Here is an 18,029-nt window from a genome sequence, read left to right as displayed (position 1 = left end):
CAAGGCTACTTGCTCTTCTCGTCAAACTTGAAGATGATCTCGCCGTTCTTTGACAGGTAGTAATCCTTTCTGGCAAGCTCAGCGACGTAGTCCTCGTCCTTCAGCTTGACAATCTCATCCTTCAGATCGGATTTTTTTGCTTCCAGCTTATCCAATTCTTTCAAAAGCTGCGCTTTTTTCGCTTCCTTTGCATTGATATCGGACGCCTGCGACCATAGCGACCCGGCAAACACGATCGCCGCCAGCAGCACGACAGCTCCAAACACCGTCAACCGTCTGTATAGACCGCGTCTTTTTCTTTTTAAATACTGCTGTTTCCGTTCCATTTGTTCTTTATACTCATTCTGTATCTGAGATATATTGCGTTTCTTAAAATCGTTCAATATCAGACGGCCTCCCTTCACTTTTTCGAAAATTTCGTTTTGATTGTTATGAATAGTTTCTTTCCTTTTTTGAAAATTCCTGCTCCCTTTTGAAAAAAGCGCTTCAATGCCTGCCTAATGCGGACAGGAAGGAGCCTGAAGCATTGGCGGATAATAAAATAGAGCGGGTAACCGGCAATTTTTATAATCTTATATAAACATACCGCAAAAAATCGAAAAAGAACATAGATATATTTCAACGTTAACAGAACAATCGCAAAAATGGCATGAATCGTCCACACTACGGGACGGAACAGCATCATCTGCATCATTTTTGTGAGCATTCTGTAGATGAAGACGAAGAACGCGATCGTCCATTCCAGGATTTTGATGTAGACTCGCTTAAAAAGGCTTTGATATGCGGCAAAACCTAAAAGGACGGCTAAAAAAATATAGGTGCGGAATTCGCCTTCATTCACGCTAAGGAGAACGTAGAAAAACAGGAGACCTTGTACCATCCAAAACAGCAGGTCGTGAATGAACAAGAGCCACCTTGCCGTTTTCGGGCGAACCACAAAACGAGTGTAAGTATCAAGGGAAGCGCCCAGCCATGTCCCCATTCCGGCCATGGCCAGCATCGTGTAGAACTGTGTGGTCAGCGTCATTTAAACAACTTGCTAAAAAATCCTTTAGCTTTCTCCCCTTGCTGCTCATCCAAATAGACGAGATCAAGCACTCTTCCTTTAATGGAAACAACGCCTTTTTCTACATCCAGATTCTTCATCTGTAAGTTTTCGCCTCTGACCGCAAGCATCCCCATGACGGTATCAAGCAAAAACTCCTCATTGTCAAAACTCTCGACCTGTTTGACACCGGAAATATCTAACAGCTTGCGGCCTTTCATCATCACGTTATGTTCAGGAACAGATGACCCGCCGGAAGGGTTGTGCTGATCGTAATATAAACTCATCGATTCATCCCCCATATCCTCATACTTAGATTCGTTACTGCATTGTATGAGAGAGGGGATTTTTTTAGAACAAGCCTATTCTCCTCCGAGTTTTTCCTCTTTCAGCACGGTGTACATATTTGCCGCTTCTTCCTTTTTCGTCGTATCCTTCAATTCATTTACTTTAACGGTTACAAGTTTCTGGCCGAAGCGGACCTCTAGCTCGTCTCCTTCTTTTACGTCAGTGCTCGCTTTCGCCTGGTGGCCGTTGATCGTGATCCTGCCCTGATCAGCCACTTCTTTTGCCAGTGTGCGCCTTTTAATCAGTCTTGATACTTTGAGAAATTTGTCAAGCCTCATGGCTATCATCCCCTTTCCATGTCTTTCGCTTTATTCCAAAGTTCGTCCATTTCCTCCAGCGTCATGCTTTCAAGATCTTTATCGGAACGCTTGGCCGATTGTTCAATATACGTGAACCGTCTGTAAAACTTGGAGTTGGTCATCGCAAGCGCTTCTTCGGGTTCAATTTTATAGTAGCGGCCGATGTTGACGAGGGCAAATAAAAGGTCGCCGAATTCTTCCTTCATTTTCTCGCTGTGAGATTCGGCTTCGGACACTTCGAAAGAAAATTCTTTCATTTCTTCATTGACTTTGTTCCACATATCTTTCACGTCAGACCAGTCAAACCCGACCTTAGCGGCCTTTTTCTGAAGCTGGTTTGCTCTTGAGAGAGCCGGCAGCGGCTTCGGAATGCCGTCAAGAATCGATTTTTCAACTTCCTGTTTTTCTTGTTTTTTAATCTCTTCCCAGTTCGCCATGACGTCAGCCTCATTGCGTACAGAGATATCTCCGAAGACATGCGGATGTCTTCTGATCATTTTTTCGGTAATGCCGAAAATAACATCGTCGATGGTAAAAAGGCCGTCGTCTTCTCCAATCTGCGCATGGAGAAGAACTTGCAGCAGGACATCTCCGAGTTCTTCAGCGAGATGGTCCGGATCATCTTCATCGATCGCTTCAAGCACTTCATAGCATTCTTCTATTAAGTATTTTTTCAGCGATTGGTGAGTTTGTTTCCGGTCCCAAGGACAGCCCTCAGGCCCGCGCAATTCCCGGATAACGCGGCGGAAAGCCGAAAATTCTTGATACAGCAAAGCTTCGTCTTTGACGGGCGGAACATAAACGCTCGTCAAATTGGTGATGCCGACACTCCTATCCAGCTCATAAAGAGGCACCCTTCGGATCTCTTCCATGCTGCTTCCGGCCGCCGTTACAATGACGACTTCATAATCGTCGGGAAGCTTCTCCATCAATGTAAGCTTCACCTCCGAAGCCGTCATTTGATCATAGACCTGGCAAATGATCAAATGATGCCGAAGCTCGATTTCGTCTGCCGAAAATCCGACGGCGTCAACGAATTGGAATCCTTCGATCGGGTCGATCTTCAGGGCGTTGAACGTCGCATCAAGAAAACTGTGGCCCCCCTCCACCGCTACCTCAACCTGATGAAGATGTTGTTTATCAAGCAAAAGCTGAACGGTTTTTTCGGCTACAAACGGATGTCCCGGCACGGCGTAAAGCACGTCCTGGTGCTGCGCCTCCCGAAAAAGCGCCTCAGCGATTTCCTCGTACACCTCTTCAAATTGGTCGTGCTTTTCATACACATCATCAAAGAAATGAATCTTCGGTATTTCGTTTTTCAACTCTTCTATTAAAGGATGGTCTTTCGTCCTGACATAAAGCGTCTCTGCCCGGGTAAGACGTTTGTAAACGCCGAGGGTTAACTGGTTCATGTCGCCCGCCCCGAGGCCGATAACGGTTATTTTACCTGCCATGTTCGCCGCCCCTTTCTTTTTTTATCTCAACAGCTTGCTTACAAAAGGCACAAGCTCAAGTTCTTTCTCCGTAAACACGCGACATTTTAAGATGCTGAACAAATAGGCTCCCCCGCCGATGAAAACGGCAGTCATGCTTTCAACCGCCGATACCCATCTGCTTTCTTGCGGGATCACTGCTTCAAACGCGTACAGCCAAATCAATAATACGGCAGACATGATCAAGGCGGAGACGGCCATTCCGGCAATTCTATAATCCGAAAGCTTGAACAGGCCCTTCCTGTTCAGACGGAAAAGGTTGAGTCCCGCAACAGCTGCAAACGACATCACAGTCGCTGATGCTGCTCCGGAGATCCCGAAGGCGGGAATCAGCATCACATTCAGAACAGCCTTGAGGAAAAATCCTGATAAAACGGAGGCAGCCGGAAAAAAGGTATCTCCGAGACCCTGCAAAACGGCGGTTATCGTCATGGCAAGCGATGCAAAAAAGATCGACACGCTGAAGATTTGAAGCGACGCCGTTCCCTCGCTGTTTTTAAACAGCATGGTGTTCACCGGTTCCAAAATGCAAATGAGACCTGCCGCTGCCCCGATTCCGATGACCAGGCTCATTTTTAAGGAATACCGCGTTTTTTCCCGAACTTCCGTCATCTCCTGCTGTTTCTTCGCTTTCGTAAGGGACGGGACGAGAGCCGTCGAAATGCTCGCCGCAAAAACGGTTCCAAGCTGCAGGAGCGGCTGTCCCCTGTCATAAACGCCTTTTGTGTGCTTCGCCTCAACCTCACCGATGCCTTGACCGGCAAGCAGGGAATATAAGTTCAGCGCATCTACAAGCTGGATGAGAATCATCATAAGACTTGTGACACAGATGGCGACCGTATACAGGCAAAGCTGTTTTAAAATGGCCGTCGTGCTGATACCGGCCCGTACGTCAGGCAGATTCCTTTCCCCCTTGACCCAAAACACCGCCAATATCAAAAACGCCGTAAGGCCTCCGACCAGAGATCCAAAGGCAGCCCCGGCACCGGCGTCATATAAAGAATGGCCATTCTTGATCAGCCACCATGTAAAATAGAGAATCGCAGCAACACGGAACATTTGTTCTCCGATTTGAGAAAATGCCGTCGGCAGCATGAGCTCGTTTCCTTGAAAATATCCCCGGAATAAAGAGACGAACGGAAGCAGCAAATATGAATACGAGACGGCGCGAATAACCTCGGCGAGGCCTGGATCGCCCATCAGACCGGCAATTCCTTTCGCTCCGTTAAAAAGGAGAAGAAAAAAGCTAATGCCGACGACGGATATAAACAGCATGGATACGCGAAGAATTTTTGTTTGGCTTCCTGCTCCAAAATCATTCAAAAGCTTCGAGATAATAACGGGAAAGCCTGATGTCGCAAGCATTACCGAAATCCCAATCATCGGATACACTTGCTGAAAAATATAAAAACCGACATCTCCCACTATGTTTTGAAATGGCACTCTGTAGACAGCGCTCAATATTTTCGATAGAATTCCCACCAATGATAACACAAAGGCGCCTTGCCAAAGCCGTCTGCTTTGGACGTTTGAAAAGCTCATCTGCAAGCTCCTTTCAATGTGTTTCTCTTTAGAAAAACACAACGAAACGAGCTTATTATACCACATCCCGCATTATTCACCTTTAATTAAAAAAAGAACAGCCCGAAGGTGTGCTGTTCCAGTTGGTTGTTTCGGCATTCCGCTTTATCAGGAATGACAAAGGAAAAGGAATGAGACCTATTGTTCCATTTGGCGCGCTAAAAAACCTGCGGCAGTTTCAACTGCCTTATGTTCCACTTCACCAATCGACTGGTCTTTTGAAAAAATGACAACGGCTCCGATCGGATCACCGTTCGCAACGATCGGACCAATTGTATATGAAGCGACTTCCTCGTCAATCCCATCAATAAGCTGAATCGTTTTCGCATCCCCTTCCAGGACAGAGTTGCGCTGATCCATTGCTTTTTCAACCATATCGCTGATCGATTTATTTAAATAGTCTTTTTTAGAGCTTCCTGACACAGCAATAAACACATCCCTGTCGCAAATCAAGACGGAATGGCCCATGCTGTCATAAAGGGCGTCTGCGTACTCCTTCGCAAAATCTCCAAGTTCGCTGATAGGAGAATATTTTTTTAAAATAACCTCGCCATCGCGGTCGACAAAAATCTCCAGAGGGTCTCCTTCGCGAATGCGTAGTGTTCTTCTTATTTCTTTGGGAATGACGACCCGCCCCAAATCATCAATTCGACGTACGATACCAGTTGCTTTCATCTGTGCTGCCTCTCTTTCATTTGATGATATATCTGGTGGATAAAACAGAGCTGTGTATTTACTAACACTCTCCACTCTTGATTGATTTTAGTATCCGTCACATCAAATGTAATATACGTGAGAAACAACAAATTTTTACGATGAAGCGATCGTTTGTTTCTTGACGTTTTCCAGTCCTTTGAGAATATCCAGCAATGTTTCGAGCCATTCTTCCGGCTTGCGGTTTTTAACTTGTATCGAGATTTTCAGCTTTTTGCCTTCCATCCCGAGGCCGATCTGCCTGCCGTATTTGCTGCCAAGCTCAAACAGCTTTTGTCCGTCAATCTCGGCGCTCGCCTTCTCGTCGATCGTCAGTCTGACGGCGTCTTTATCCTGTTTGATCAGCTCGACGCGCTCTTTTATGGCGTATACTTTCATTTCCGCGATGGCAAATAAATATTCAACTTCCTTCGGATATTCGCCAAAGCGGTCGATCATTTCATCTTGAAGCTCATCTTTTTCTTCAATCGTTCCAATGGCTCTGAAGCGTTTATACATATCTATTTTCTGCTTGCCGTCCGTGACATACGATTGCGGAATATAGGCGTCAAGCTCCAAATCGATTTCCGGCTCAAAGCGTTCGATTTGCGCCGTGTCTCCCTTGCGCGCTTCGATCGCTTCCTTGAGCATTTGCGAGTATAAATCAAAGCCGACGGAATCAATGAAGCCGTGCTGCTGTGCACCGAGCAGGTTTCCGGCTCCGCGGATCGTCAAGTCGCGCATGGCGATTTTAAAGCCTGATCCAAGTTCTGTAAATTCTTTAATAGCCTGAAGCCTTTTTTCCGCCACTTCGGTCAGAACTTTGTCTTTTCGATACGTAAAGTAAGCATATGCGACCCGGTTGGAGCGTCCGACGCGTCCCCTTAGCTGATAAAGCTGTGAAAGCCCCATTTTGTCGGCGTCATGCACGATCAACGTATTGACGTTCGGAATATCGACGCCTGTCTCGATAATCGTCGTACTGACGAGAACATCGGATTCTCCCTCCAAAAAGTTGAGCATGACGGATTCGAGTTCATTTTCCGTCATTTTGCCGTGGGCATACGTCACCTTTGCATCGGGGACAAGCATCGAAATTTCCTCCGCTTTTCTTTCGATGTCCTCGACGCGGTTGTACAGAAAGTATACCTGTCCTCCCCTGGCAAGCTCGCGCTCGATCGCTTCCCTTACCAAGGCGCCGTTGTATTCGACAACATACGTCTGAACAGGAAAACGGTTTTCCGGAGGCGTTTCGATGACCGACAAATCCCTGACGCCGAGCATGGACATATGAAGGGTTCTCGGTATCGGTGTCGCCGTTAAAGTCAAAACGTCGACATTCGCTTTAATCCGTTTGATTTTTTCTTTATGCGTAACACCGAACCTTTGTTCCTCATCAATGATGAGCAAACCGAGATCCTTGTACACGACATCCTTTGATAAAAGCCTGTGGGTTCCGATCACGATATCGACCGTGCCGTTTTTCAAGCCTTTGATCGTTTCCGACGATTCTTTCCGCGTGCGGAAGCGGCTGAGCAGGCCGATTGTGACCGGATAATCTTGAAAACGCTCCAATATCGTTTCATAATGCTGCTGGGCTAAAATCGTGGTCGGCACAAGGATGGCAACCTGCTTGCCGTCAGCGACTGCTTTAAAAGCGGCTCTGATGGCCACCTCCGTCTTGCCGTAGCCGACATCGCCGCAAAGCAGCCGATCCATCGGGCGTTCTCTTTCCATATCTTTTTTAATTTCGTGAATCGATCTGAGCTGATCCTCAGTTTCCTGATAAGGAAAAGCCGCTTCAAATTCGCGCTGCATTTCGTGATCGGGAGAAAACGCGTATCCTTTGCTCGCTTCCCGCTCTGCATAAAGCTTGATCAAGTCGTCAGCGATATCTTGAACGGACGATTCCACCTTTTTCTTGACCCGCTTCCACTCGCTTCCTCCCAATTTGTACAGCTTTGGTTCTTTTCCTTCCGAACCGACGTATTTCTGCACCTGGTCAATTTGATCGACAGGCACGTAAAGCTTATCGCTTCCCTGGTAGTGAATATTTAAATAATCCTTGTGGATTCCGTTGATTTCAAGCGTTTCAATACCCAGATATTTACCGATTCCGTGGTTGACGTGAACGACATAGTCGCCGATTTGCAGCTCCGAGTAGCTCTTAATTCTCTCCGCATTCGTCATTTTTTGTTTGCGCGCTTGCTTTTTCACGCGCTTTTTAAAGAGTTCTTCCTCCGTGATGACGGCAAGCTTCATCAATGGAAGCTCGAAGCCCGTTTGTAGGCCGCCTTCCATGATATAAATCTGGCCTTGTGCGAGCGCTGTATTTTCATCGGCTTGGGCAGCTTCTATCTCATAATCTTCCAGGACGGATGCAAGTTTTTCGGCGCGTTCCCGGCTGTCCCCAAGAAAAACTGTCGTATATTTGGATTTTTTAAACCGTTCGATCTCGTTTTTGAGCACATTCATCTGCCCGTGAAAACTTTGCATTTGTTTGCTTGAAACATTCACGATGTTTTGCGGGCTTGTATGCTGAACATGCCTTAAAAACAGCGAATAGTACAAAATCGGGCGGGGCTGTTTTGCCATGAGGCTGTGAAAAGGAAATGACATCGAGATGTCATGAAGAATCTTGCCTTCTTCAAGAAGGCTCGTGATCCATTCGGCCTCTTCCTTTTGCAGCTGTTCTTCCATTTCGTGAATGCGGCTGACTTCGTCTAAAATAAGCAATGTATGAGACGGAAAATAATCTAGCAAACTAGCAGGCTTTTCATAGAAATACGAAAGGTATTTAACCATTTCCTGGCCGATGTTGCCTTCTGTAAGCCGTTCTTTATCCTCCTCGATGTTTTGATTGAGGATTTCTTTTTGTTTATCAAGCTTCAGCTTTTTCAGGCTGTCAGCAAGGCCTTTTTCCAGCTTCTCGAGAGCCCGTTTCCGGTCTTCTTCACGCACGATCAATTCTTTGGCGGGCCCGATCGTCACCTCATCGCGCGTTTCCAACGAACGCTGGTCATCTGAGCTGAACGTACGGATGGAATCGATCTCGGTATCAAACAGCTCAATCCGGATCGGATTGTCCTCAGTCAATGAATACACGTCGATAATGCCCCCGCGAATGCTGAATTCACCAGGAGCCGCCACCATATCGGTACGTTCGTATCCGATTTGGACAAGGGTTTGAATGAGCTTTTCCGGATCGATGTCCCGCCCCGTTTTTAAGTGAATCTGGCTGCTTTTCCATATGTCCACAGGGGGCAGCATTCTTCTGACGGCAGCCGCAGGTGCAACAACGATCGGCGTTTCACCGCTTGAAAGCCTATTCAAAACGTCCAGCCTTTGTGAACGCAGTTCAGGGCTCGCAACCGCAATTTCGGATGAGATTAATTCATTGACAGGATATAAAAGGACAGACTGATCTTTTATCAGTCCTGTTAAATCGTCTGTGATTTTTTGAGCTTGATAAAGGTTATGCGTAATCAAAAATAACGGACGGTTTGTTTCTTTTGAAAAAGCGGCTGTAAATAATGACCGTGCAGATCCGGAGAGCCCCGCAAGCAGCTGTTCTTTCAGCCCTTCGTTCAAACCGTTGACGATGGATTTAAAATCATCGCTTTTTGTAATAAAGGATTGAATATTATTCAAATGAGCCCCTCCTCTCTTCCTCAAATAGAAAAATGCTTTGGTCTAGTTTCTACACCAAAGCTTTTTATTGAATAAACGACCGATATTGATGATAATCCGGATTTCTTTCTAACGCTTCCTGACAATCTTCACATATCGTCTTTACGTGTAAATCCCCATTATCCATATAAGAAATCATATCGTTTCTTTCCTCATTTGTTAAGTGGTCAAAACCCAATTGTTTGCTGTTGACGTAAGAATGGTCAAGACTTCCTACTTTAACGCCGCAATGGCGGCAGTAATAATGCAATGCCATACGGGAACCTCCAATAACCAGTCTTTTTAAGACTAGTATGATCCGCTCCCGTTCGGCTTATACCTTTGCGTTATATTCATTCATAACTTCCAAAAAAGGTTTTTCCAAAGAAGCTTCACAGGCCTTAACCGTTTTTTGAACGGCTTCCCGAATGGCCGGCTCCTCTTCGTCCGTAAAAGCGCCAAGGACATAATCGACGATTTTCATTCCGTTTACAGGACGGCCGATCCCGACTCTGATCCTGTTAAAATCAGATGTCCCAAGATGCTGAATCATCGATTTAATCCCGTTGTGCCCTCCGGCGCTTCCTTTTGTCCTGAGACGGATTTTTCCGGTTGGAAGATCCAAATCATCATAAATCACTTTCATATTTTCAATCGGGACCTCATAGTAGTCCAAAAGAGGCCTCAAACATTCTCCCGATAAGTTCATATATGTAAGCGGCTTAACAAGTAGAACCTTTTTGCCGGAAACAAATCCGATTCCGTACTGTCCGTGAAATTTTGTTTTATCAAGGGCAATATCCCATTCCTTTGAAAGCTCGTCAATCGCCATGAAACCGACGTTGTGTCTCGTATTTTCGTACGTTTTACCCGGGTTGCCCAAACCTGCAAACACAAGCATTCTATTTCCTCCCTTAATCAAAACCCTTCCTCACCAGCCATGAGGGGGAGCGTCCTTAATTCCCCTCATTCTAGCACAAAAGACGTAACCGCGGGAGGATTACGTCTTAAGCATTTATTCATTTTTTTCCTCTTCATTGCTTTCTTCTGGTTCCTCAACTTCCTGGGCTGCTGATTCGGCTTCTGTTTCCTCTTGCTTTTGAGGAGGGAGTATGGATGCGACGACTTCATCCGGTTCATGGTTGAATGAATAATCGCCTGCCGGCCTGATATCGCCGACAGTTAATACATCGTTCACTTCAAGGTGTGAAATGTCCGCTTCAATGGCTTGGGGAATGTTCTGCGGCTTGGCTGTAACAGACAGCTCGTAAAGCGGCTGCTGAAGGACGCCTCCCTGCTTGATTCCTTCAGCTTCTCCCGTCAGATTCACGGGAACGGCTGCTTCCATTTCGGCTTCCATATCAACCACCTTGAAATCGGCATGGACAATCGAATCTTTCAACGGATCCGTCTGAACTTCAGTCACCATGACCGGGTACTGCTCACCGTTTACATCCAGATTGATAATCGTGTTTTTTCCCTCATCGCGCAAAATTTTTAAAAGCTTGACACTATCCAGCGAAACAGACTTGTTCTCTAAATCTTTTCCGTATACGACACCCGGCACAAATCCCGACAGCCGGATCTTTCTTAAAGAAGAGCGCTTGGAGCCTGTTCTTTCTTCCGCTTTTAAGATTGCCATATCCAGCACCATCCTATCGTAAGATTGGTTTTTCTAAAACCATACCCATAACGACAAAACTTTAAACCAGAATCAGCAAATTAATCGAACAGGAAGCTGACAGATTGCTTCTCGTGTACGCGGATAATCGCTTCTGCGAGCAGCGGAGCAACGGAAAGCTGCTTGAATTTCTCGATTTTCTTTTCTTCCGGAAGCTCGATGCTGTTTGTCACGACAAGCTCTTTAATTTTGGAGTTTTTGATTCTTTCAATCGCCGGACCTGAAAGAACGGGATGCGTGCAGCAGGCGTATACTTCGGATGCGCCGCTTTCGACAAGCGCATTTGCCGCAAGCGTGATCGTTCCTGCTGTATCGATGATATCATCGATTAAAATAGCGGTTTTTCCTTCAATATGTCCGATGATGTTCATGACTTCAGCCACATTCGGCTTCGGACGGCGTTTGTCGATAATTGCGATCGGCGCTTTGAGACGGTCGGCCAGCTTGCGCGCCCGCGTAACCCCGCCGTGGTCAGGAGATACGATAACAATATCATTCAAATTTTTCTGTTCAAAATAACTTCCTAAAATCGGAACACCCATTAAATGATCAATCGGTATATCAAAGAAACCTTGAATTTGCGGGGCATGCAAATCAAGTGCGATCACCCGGGTAGCGCCGGCTGTTTCAAGCAGATTCGCCACCAGCTTAGCAGTGATCGGCTCACGGGCCCGCGCTTTTCTGTCCTGACGGGCATAGCCGTAATAAGGCATCACGATATTAATCGTTTTAGCGGACGCGCGTTTCAATGCATCAACCATAATCAACAGCTCCATGATATTCTCGTTAACCGGAGCGCTCGTCGATTGAATGACATAGCAGTCACAGCCGCGGATGCTCTCTTCGATATTGATTTGCACTTCACCGTCGCTAAAACGTTTAACAGAACACTTTCCCAGCTCTACTCCGACGATCTCCGCGATTTCCGCCGCAAGATCCGGATTTGAGTTTAAAGAAAAAATCTTCAAATTGTCGTCTTCATATTGATTAGACATGGTAAACCTCCGATTTTAGGATTATTTTTTGTGTATATTCTTAACGTAGTCTTCCTTGTTGACCTGTCTTGCCCTGGCAATGGACAAAGCTTGGCCTGGTACATCGTCGGTAATGGTGGAACCGGCTGCCACGTAGGCGCCCTTGCCGATCGTAACAGGTGCAATCAGATTTGAGTTGCAGCCGACAAAAGCACCGTCTTCAACCTTAGTCATGAACTTATTTTTCCCATCATAATTAACGGTAATCGAACCGCAGCCAAGATTCACATCCGAACCAATTTCCGCATCCCCTATGTAGCTTAAATGAGAGGCTTTGCTTCGATCTCCGAATTCAGCTTTCTTCACTTCTACGAAATTTCCGATTCTGACCTCATTGCCGATTTTCGAATCAGGTCTGATATGGGCAAACGGGCCGATCGTTACGTCGTCGCCGATTTCGCTGTCTACAACCACGGATTGTTTAATGACCGTCCTGCTGCCGATCGTACTGTTTTCCAGCTCGCTGTTTTGGCCGATAACCGTATCCTCGCCGATCACCACCCGGCCTTTGATGACGGTTCCAGGATAAATGACCGTATCCCGGCCGATGACGGCCTCCGGAGAAATATACGTGTTATCGGGGTCGATTAAGCTCACGCCATTTTGCATATGGCGTTTATTGATGCGCTGCTTCATGTACTTTTCAGCTTGAGAAAGAGCGACTCTGTCGTTGACTCCGAGCGTTTCTTGGAAGTTATCAGTCTGATAAGCGGCAACAGTTTCACCTTGATTTTTGAGGATTTCAATAACGTCAGGAAGGTAGTATTCCCCTTGGACATTGTCATTGGACACCTGCTCGATCGTCCGGAAAAGAGCTTCATTATCAAAACAGTAGGTGCCTGTGTTGATTTCTTTGACAAGCCGTTCCTCATCTGTCGCATCTTTATGCTCGACAATTTTCGCAACATCTCCGTTTTCATTGCGGATGATCCGCCCGTAGCCTGTCGGATCCTCTGCAATCGCCGTTAAAATGGTCACCTTTGCCCCTTTTTCCTGATGCTCCCGGAGCATGGCTTCCATTGTTTCAGCCGTTAACAGCGGCGTATCCCCGCAAATCACGATCGTCGTTCCTTTTTCGCCGGCAAGAATCGATTTGGCCTGCTTCACAGCGTGCGCCGTGCCGAGCTGTGAAGCCTGAAGAGCGTACTCGCTCTTTTCCCCGAGCTGCTTTTTGACATCTTCCGCGCCGTGCCCGACAATTGTGACAAGTTTGGCCAATGATAGCTTAAGAGCTTCATCGACTACATGCTCGACCATCGGCTTTCCGCAAACAGGATGAAGAACTTTATACAACTTTGATTTCATTCTTGTTCCTTGACCAGCTGCTAATACAACTGCAAACCGCTTATCCATTTATTGGCCTCCATTATCCCTATTATCCATAGAAAAATATATCTTAAATATGAGTTGATTTCAAGCAAGCCCAAATGAGAAATCAGCAAATTGTCCAGACAAATTATGGATGGTTTTGATCATATTTGGAACCCGCCTGCTGTGCGTCATATGCCCCGCAGTTTCCGTTCCTGGGCCGCTCTTGTCGGAATGCCGATATTCGCCTGTTCTTTTTCCCCATTTACTGATATATGCTGCAATCAACCATATATTGTCATTTTGTTATCATACCATCATTTTTTTGCAAAATAAAAAGGGCTTCCATAAGCCCTCTTTTTAAGAAGCTCCAGCTTCTTCATATTCTATTTCCTCAACTTCACCTAAACGGTGATATTCATTTAACACCGCGTCCTGAATTTTTCCGCGGGTGCTTGAGTTGATTGGATGAGCGATATCACGAAACTCTCCATCAGGTGTACGCTTACTTGGCATCGCAACGAAAAGACCATTGTTTCCATCAATTACACGAATGTCATGGACTACAAATTCGTGATCCAGCGTGATGGATGCAATCGCTCTCATGCGACCATCGGTATTCACGCGGCGTAATCTTACGTCGGTAACTTCCACAGTAGTTCACCACCTTTTCCCAATATAAAAACATTAGTTTAACTATTCAACGGTTTTTTTTGTTTTCCTGCATATTTAAAAATATTTTTGCAATATTGGAATAAAAACACACAGAATTGTCAAATACCAAACAAAAAAAGATGATCTTGTAAACCAAAATCATCTTTTTAAAAAAAATCCTATTTCACGAGGGCAATAACTTCTATTTCAACGAGCGCATCTTTCGGCAGCCGAGCCACCTCAACGCATGACCGCGCCGGTTTATGCGTATCGAAATACTGGCCGTACACCTCGTTAACCTCTGCAAATTGATTCATATCCGCCAAAAACACTGTCGCTTTTACGACTGTTTCAAGCGAAGCTCCCGCTTCCTTTAGGACGGCTTTTAAATTGCGGAACACCTGGTGCGTCTGTTCGGTAATATCCCCGTTTACCATTTCGCCGGACGGAGTCAAAGGAATTTGCCCTGAGCTGTAAAACATGTTATTGACAATAATCCCCTGCGAATACGGTCCGATTGCTTCCGGCGCTTCTTTTGTCTGAACAACTTTTGTCATCTCAAACTCCCCATTCTTTATTCATTTTCTTTAAAAAACGCTTTAAAATTTCCGTTTTGGATTTCGACGTTTTTTTCCTTCATATCGATTTCCGAAAGGGTAAGAAGTGACATATATTCGTCAACCAGCCGTTCCTTTACTCCCTGAGCCTCTACGAGGACTCCGATTCCCGCTACATGCGCATTGAATTCATCCAGCAAATTGATCATGCCGTTGATCGTTCCGCCCGCTTTCATAAAATCGTCTATGATTAAAACGTGCGATCCCGACTGCAGGCTGCGCTTTGCAAGCGACATCGTCTGTATGCGATTGGATGAACCTGAGGCATAGTTGATGCTGACCGTTGACCCTTCAGTCACTTTATTATCCTTCCTGACGACAACGGTCGGCACGTCCAAATAGCTGGCGACCGCGTACGCCAGGGGAATTCCTTTCGTTGCCACAGTCATGACGACATCGATTTCCCTGTCTGAAAAAGCGGAAGCAAAAATTTTGCCGACCTTCGTCAACACGGACGGCTTTCCGAGAATATCCGTCAAATATAAATAGCCCCCGGGCAAAATACGTTCCGAATCAATCAATGACTTCCCGAGTGCACTGATAAATTCCTCCGCCTCCTCAAGCCTTACCTTCGGAATATATTTAACGCCTCCGGCCGCCCCGGGAACCGTCTGCAACGTTCCGATTCCCTGCTGCTCAAAGGTTTGCTTAATAATGGTTAAATCTTCACTAATTGACGATTTTGCAGATTGATACCGTTCTGAAAAGAAGGTTAATGGCACTAAGACATGCGGATGGGTCAACAAATAATTCGTCAGATCTACCAATCTGCCGCTTCGACGAAACTTCATGCACTTACCTCCAAAATCCGAATATTTCTAAAAATAATATAACTTAACATACGGATTTAATCAAGGTCATTTTGTTCCCCGATCATTCGCACAGCATATACCTGATCGCAAAACCCTCTTAACCCGTTATATATACGTTGCACTTTTGATTCATACTGAACAAGCCCAAACACTGTCGGACCGCTTCCGCTCATCAATACCGCATCCGCTCCGAAGCGCTTCATTTGGTTTTTAATCATTGCGACTTCAGGATGCATATTTAATGTAACCGATTCAAGCACATTCCCGAGTTTTTCACACATCTTATGAAAATTTTTCTCCTCAATGGCCGAAATCATACCTTGCACATCCGGATGTTCGATATTGTCAATCTTGAGCTGCCTGTACACTTCTGCGGTCGATACGCCGATCGTCGGTTTTGCAAGCAAGACCCAGCAATGCGGCGGCGTTTCAATGTGGCGGATCTTCTCTCCCCTTCCCGTTGCAAGAGCAGTCCCCCCATGAACGCAAAACGATACATCTGATCCGATCTCTGCGCCGAGATCAGCGAGTTCATTCACGGAAAGCTTCATATTCCACAGGCGGTTTAAGCCTCTCAGAACGGCAGCTGCGTCGCTGCTTCCGCCCGCAAGCCCCGCAGCTACCGGAATGACCTTCGTGATCAAAATTGAAACGCCTTTTTTAATGCCGTATCGTTTTTTCATCAGCATGGCCGCCTGATAAGCAAGGTTCCTCTGGTCATCCGGAACAAACCGGTTGTGGGAGGCAACCGTAACCTTATCCTCTGATAGCTCCGATAGCTCGACCCGATCTGCGAGGTCAATCGTCGTCATGACCATTTTCACTTCATGGTAACCGTCAGGACGCTTGCCGAGGACGTCGAGCGACAAATTGATTTTTGCCGGCGCCTTTTCTAAAATACGCAATCCAAATTCACCTACTTCTCCATCTAAACATAAGTATCCACATTGTAACATATTTTATAGTACAGGACGTACAAATGCACGTAGAGCGGCAAGGTTCGGACGTTTATAAAAAAAACGGAGGACGGCAGCGTCCTCCATTGTCACCCGTTTTATCGATTCTGTTGATTTTGAGCCATATGCTGTTCGGCTAATTCAATGGCCCGCTTTACCATGTTTCCGGCGTCTCTGGCCCGAATCGCTCCCCAGCCTTCGTTTTTTACAGTATCGTAAAACCCAAGATCTTTTGCCAATTCATATTTGAATTCCTCTGACATGATGCTTCGACGTCTGCCCATGCGAAACAGCCCCTTTCAAGTATCATACCATTAGCAGAACCTTCATCAAACGAGTGACATTTATAGCTTTGCTTCTTCCCCGTCAGATCTTTCCCGAAAAATATTGGATAAAAAAAGGCAAAACAAAAAGCAGTAAACATAATGTCTACTGCTTATTAAAGGGCTACTGAGCCCGTTTTGTCGTCAGAAAACCTTAATTCGACGGTCTCAGTAAGAATATCCGCATAACTGTATGAAACTCTCTCGAACGAATTCTCGTCCTGATCTAGTTGTATCACAAAAACAGAAGGGTACGTCTCAGCTAAAATGCCCGAACGCTCAATCGTTTTTCGGCGGCCTCCGTTTGCTTTTAACGTAAGCCTTTTTCCTAAATGTCCATCAAGCGATCTTTTAATATCGGACAACGTTTTCGCCATTGCAACCACCTCACTACACTCAGTATACTACAACAGCCCATTTTTGTCAAATAAAATTTAAATTATATCAACGTTTATGAGCTATTGTCAATAAAATAATTGTGAAAATTGTACGCCAACTTTCCCCTATTTTTCTCATTTTTCGTTTATTTATGTATGTTTTTTAAAAATAAGGCGATAATTTGACAAAAACCCGCCAAAATCGGGCGGGTTTAATCGGCTGCTTTCGTTTTATACGGCATTCCAATTCGCAAAACGCCCCGGGTTTCAATGCCTCCGAGCCCTTTCTCCCTCGTCAGCGTATTTCTGAGCACTTCCCAGACGTTAATTCGGTCCATAAAAGGAGTGAAGCTGATTTTTGCGACAATATAGACCGGATCAAGCGCGTGAATGTTAACTCTTGACGGTGAGCTTGCAAAATTGGCCCCCGCCTTGATCAATGATTCAAAATGGGACTGGCACGCCCCGGCAAAAATCACGAGCTGGTCGAGATGGGGGATTTTTTTTCTTGCTTTTTGAACGGTTTCGATAAAATCCTTTGAATGCCTGTAGGCATCCAAATTGTTGATGTCCCCTTTTTGTTTCGAATACGCGTCATGCCCTGTGATAACCAATAAATCCGGCCGGTACTCGTCAAGAAGCTCCTCAATGACGGCTGACATTTTCTTTTCATAACAATGGATGCCGTATACGGGAACCCCGATTTTTTCATACAACGTAAGGCACTTCTTTAAATAAGCCGAATCCCCGTCTAAATGTAGGACTCTTCCCGGCATATGAAAATACTGCTGTTGGTGGCTGTATTGATTTGTTGCACGGTATTCGTGTTTTTCGCGCAGCAGCTTATAATCCTGACGGAGCAAGTCGAGGGATTCCTTCATTTTTGTTTCTTCTTCCTGTTTTCTCATCAGGCGCTCAGCCTCGCGGACAATCTCCAGATCCGTTAAATGCGCGTCAGCGATTAACCTCACTTCATCCCCGTGCAAAACGGCTATCGGTTCTCCCTTTGCCGATTGATCGATTCGTATGATTCGAAATAAAATATCTCTTCGATAAGATTTTCTCACTACCATATCGCCTATTTTAAACTGCATGCTTTTCACTCCACACATAGACTAAGCCCTATTTAAACAATTGAC

19 protein-coding genes and 1 pseudogene are annotated in these 18,029 nt (G+C 45.7%); all 20 read right to left on the bottom strand.

The window, feature by feature from the left end; genetic code table 11:
- Positions 1-5: 5 nt before the first annotated feature.
- Entirely contained in the window at positions 6-383 is a 378-nt protein-coding gene (locus MHB78_RS00400; protein ID WP_046131802.1) for a septum formation initiator family protein, read from the bottom strand.
- Between the two features lie 17 nt (positions 384-400).
- Complete coding sequence (yabQ, locus tag MHB78_RS00395) at positions 401-1,027, bottom strand: spore cortex biosynthesis protein YabQ (RefSeq protein ID WP_046131801.1); 627 nt, start codon at positions 1,025-1,027, stop codon at positions 401-403.
- A complete protein-coding gene (yabP, locus tag MHB78_RS00390; RefSeq protein WP_046131800.1) occupies positions 1,024-1,332 on the bottom strand; it encodes a sporulation protein YabP in 309 nt (102 codons plus the stop codon). Before yabP ends, yabQ begins: the two co-directional genes overlap by 4 nt.
- A gap of 75 nt (positions 1,333-1,407) precedes the next feature.
- Positions 1,408-1,671, bottom strand: a complete 264-nt coding sequence (locus MHB78_RS00385; protein ID WP_046131799.1) for an RNA-binding S4 domain-containing protein — start codon at positions 1,669-1,671, stop codon at positions 1,408-1,410.
- Positions 1,672-1,676: 5 nt separating this feature from the next.
- Complete coding sequence (mazG, locus tag MHB78_RS00380) at positions 1,677-3,146, bottom strand: nucleoside triphosphate pyrophosphohydrolase (RefSeq protein WP_046131798.1); 1,470 nt, start codon at positions 3,144-3,146, stop codon at positions 1,677-1,679.
- 21 nt (positions 3,147-3,167) lie between these two features.
- A complete protein-coding gene (locus MHB78_RS00375; protein WP_065894140.1) occupies positions 3,168-4,727 on the bottom strand; it encodes a polysaccharide biosynthesis protein in 1,560 nt (519 codons plus the stop codon).
- A 177-nt stretch (positions 4,728-4,904) separates the two neighbouring features.
- The gene (spoVT, locus tag MHB78_RS00370; RefSeq protein ID WP_046131796.1) at positions 4,905-5,441 is read right to left on the bottom strand and encodes a stage V sporulation protein T; all 537 of its coding nucleotides are present in this window, start codon (positions 5,439-5,441) and stop codon (positions 4,905-4,907) included.
- Positions 5,442-5,576: 135 nt separating this feature from the next.
- Positions 5,577-9,110, bottom strand: a complete 3,534-nt coding sequence (mfd, locus tag MHB78_RS00365; protein WP_046131795.1) for a transcription-repair coupling factor — start codon at positions 9,108-9,110, stop codon at positions 5,577-5,579.
- 64 nt (positions 9,111-9,174) lie between these two features.
- Complete coding sequence (locus tag MHB78_RS00360) at positions 9,175-9,405, bottom strand: anti-sigma-F factor Fin family protein (protein ID WP_046131794.1); 231 nt, start codon at positions 9,403-9,405, stop codon at positions 9,175-9,177.
- 57 nt (positions 9,406-9,462) lie between these two features.
- On the bottom strand, positions 9,463-10,029 hold the full coding sequence (pth, locus tag MHB78_RS00355; RefSeq protein WP_046131793.1) for an aminoacyl-tRNA hydrolase: 567 nt from the start codon (positions 10,027-10,029) through the stop codon (positions 9,463-9,465).
- Between the two features lie 114 nt (positions 10,030-10,143).
- Complete coding sequence (locus MHB78_RS00350; protein ID WP_046131792.1) at positions 10,144-10,770, bottom strand: 50S ribosomal protein L25/general stress protein Ctc; 627 nt, start codon at positions 10,768-10,770, stop codon at positions 10,144-10,146.
- Between the two features lie 80 nt (positions 10,771-10,850).
- Entirely contained in the window at positions 10,851-11,804 is a 954-nt protein-coding gene (locus MHB78_RS00345) for a ribose-phosphate diphosphokinase (protein WP_046131791.1), read from the bottom strand.
- A gap of 21 nt (positions 11,805-11,825) precedes the next feature.
- Positions 11,826-13,196 (bottom strand): bifunctional UDP-N-acetylglucosamine diphosphorylase/glucosamine-1-phosphate N-acetyltransferase GlmU, encoded by a 1,371-nt coding sequence (gene glmU / locus MHB78_RS00340; RefSeq protein ID WP_046131790.1) that lies wholly within the window; start codon positions 13,194-13,196, stop codon positions 11,826-11,828.
- A 315-nt stretch (positions 13,197-13,511) separates the two neighbouring features.
- Complete coding sequence (gene spoVG, locus MHB78_RS00335; RefSeq protein WP_006640390.1) at positions 13,512-13,805, bottom strand: septation regulator SpoVG; 294 nt, start codon at positions 13,803-13,805, stop codon at positions 13,512-13,514.
- A 179-nt stretch (positions 13,806-13,984) separates the two neighbouring features.
- Positions 13,985-14,362 (bottom strand): 2-iminobutanoate/2-iminopropanoate deaminase, encoded by a 378-nt coding sequence (gene ridA / locus MHB78_RS00330; RefSeq protein ID WP_046131789.1) that lies wholly within the window; start codon positions 14,360-14,362, stop codon positions 13,985-13,987.
- A gap of 6 nt (positions 14,363-14,368) precedes the next feature.
- Positions 14,369-15,213, bottom strand: a pseudogene (gene purR / locus MHB78_RS00325) (pur operon repressor); the annotation flags it as partial.
- Between the two features lie 56 nt (positions 15,214-15,269).
- Entirely contained in the window at positions 15,270-16,139 is an 870-nt protein-coding gene (gene ispE / locus MHB78_RS00320; RefSeq protein ID WP_046131787.1) for a 4-(cytidine 5'-diphospho)-2-C-methyl-D-erythritol kinase, read from the bottom strand.
- A 149-nt stretch (positions 16,140-16,288) separates the two neighbouring features.
- Positions 16,289-16,474 carry a small, acid-soluble spore protein, alpha/beta type gene (locus tag MHB78_RS00315; RefSeq protein ID WP_046131786.1) on the bottom strand — a complete coding sequence of 62 codons (186 nt, stop codon included), beginning with the start codon at positions 16,472-16,474 and terminating at the stop codon, positions 16,289-16,291.
- A 155-nt stretch (positions 16,475-16,629) separates the two neighbouring features.
- A complete protein-coding gene (locus MHB78_RS00310) occupies positions 16,630-16,890 on the bottom strand; it encodes a Veg family protein (RefSeq protein ID WP_046131785.1) in 261 nt (86 codons plus the stop codon).
- A gap of 212 nt (positions 16,891-17,102) precedes the next feature.
- Positions 17,103-17,984: a sporulation peptidase YabG gene (gene yabG, locus MHB78_RS00305; protein WP_046131784.1), complete on the bottom strand. Its 882-nt coding sequence runs from the start codon at positions 17,982-17,984 to the stop codon at positions 17,103-17,105.
- Between the last annotated feature and the right edge of the window lie 45 nt (positions 17,985-18,029).

This window comes from Bacillus sp. FSL K6-0138 (genome assembly GCF_037982765.1).
GTDB classification, from domain to species: domain Bacteria; phylum Bacillota; class Bacilli; order Bacillales; family Bacillaceae; genus Bacillus; species Bacillus glycinifermentans.
This window is presented reverse-complemented; position numbering and strand designations above follow the sequence as displayed.

What these genes read in the sequence shown, in the direction of transcription:
- MHB78_RS00350 (WP_046131792.1), bottom strand. Translation starts at nt 10,770, where the DNA reads ATGGCAATCTTAAAAGCGGAAGAAAGAACAGGCTCCAAGCGCTCTTCT.
- pth (WP_046131793.1), bottom strand. Translation starts at nt 10,029, where the DNA reads ATGCTTGTGTTTGCAGGTTTGGGCAACCCGGGTAAAACGTACGAAAAT.
- MHB78_RS00360 (WP_046131794.1), bottom strand. Translation starts at nt 9,405, where the DNA reads ATGGCATTGCATTATTACTGCCGCCATTGCGGCGTTAAAGTAGGAAGT.
- glmU (WP_046131790.1), bottom strand. Translation starts at nt 13,196, where the DNA reads ATGGATAAGCGGTTTGCAGTTGTATTAGCAGCTGGTCAAGGAACAAGA.
- MHB78_RS00385 (WP_046131799.1), bottom strand. Translation starts at nt 1,671, where the DNA reads ATGAGGCTTGACAAATTTCTCAAAGTATCAAGACTGATTAAAAGGCGC.
- ridA (WP_046131789.1), bottom strand. Translation starts at nt 14,362, where the DNA reads ATGACAAAAGTTGTTCAGACAAAAGAAGCGCCGGAAGCAATCGGACCG.
- MHB78_RS00315 (WP_046131786.1), bottom strand. Translation starts at nt 16,474, where the DNA reads ATGGGCAGACGTCGAAGCATCATGTCAGAGGAATTCAAATATGAATTG.
- MHB78_RS00375 (WP_065894140.1), bottom strand. Translation starts at nt 4,727, where the DNA reads ATGAGCTTTTCAAACGTCCAAAGCAGACGGCTTTGGCAAGGCGCCTTT.
- yabP (WP_046131800.1), bottom strand. Translation starts at nt 1,332, where the DNA reads ATGAGTTTATATTACGATCAGCACAACCCTTCCGGCGGGTCATCTGTT.
- mazG (WP_046131798.1), bottom strand. Translation starts at nt 3,146, where the DNA reads ATGGCAGGTAAAATAACCGTTATCGGCCTCGGGGCGGGCGACATGAAC.
- yabQ (WP_046131801.1), bottom strand. Translation starts at nt 1,027, where the DNA reads ATGACGCTGACCACACAGTTCTACACGATGCTGGCCATGGCCGGAATG.
- spoVT (WP_046131796.1), bottom strand. Translation starts at nt 5,441, where the DNA reads ATGAAAGCAACTGGTATCGTACGTCGAATTGATGATTTGGGGCGGGTC.
- MHB78_RS00345 (WP_046131791.1), bottom strand. Translation starts at nt 11,804, where the DNA reads ATGTCTAATCAATATGAAGACGACAATTTGAAGATTTTTTCTTTAAAC.
- MHB78_RS00310 (WP_046131785.1), bottom strand. Translation starts at nt 16,890, where the DNA reads ATGGCGAAAACGTTGTCCGATATTAAAAGATCGCTTGATGGACATTTA.
- yabG (WP_046131784.1), bottom strand. Translation starts at nt 17,984, where the DNA reads ATGCAGTTTAAAATAGGCGATATGGTAGTGAGAAAATCTTATCGAAGA.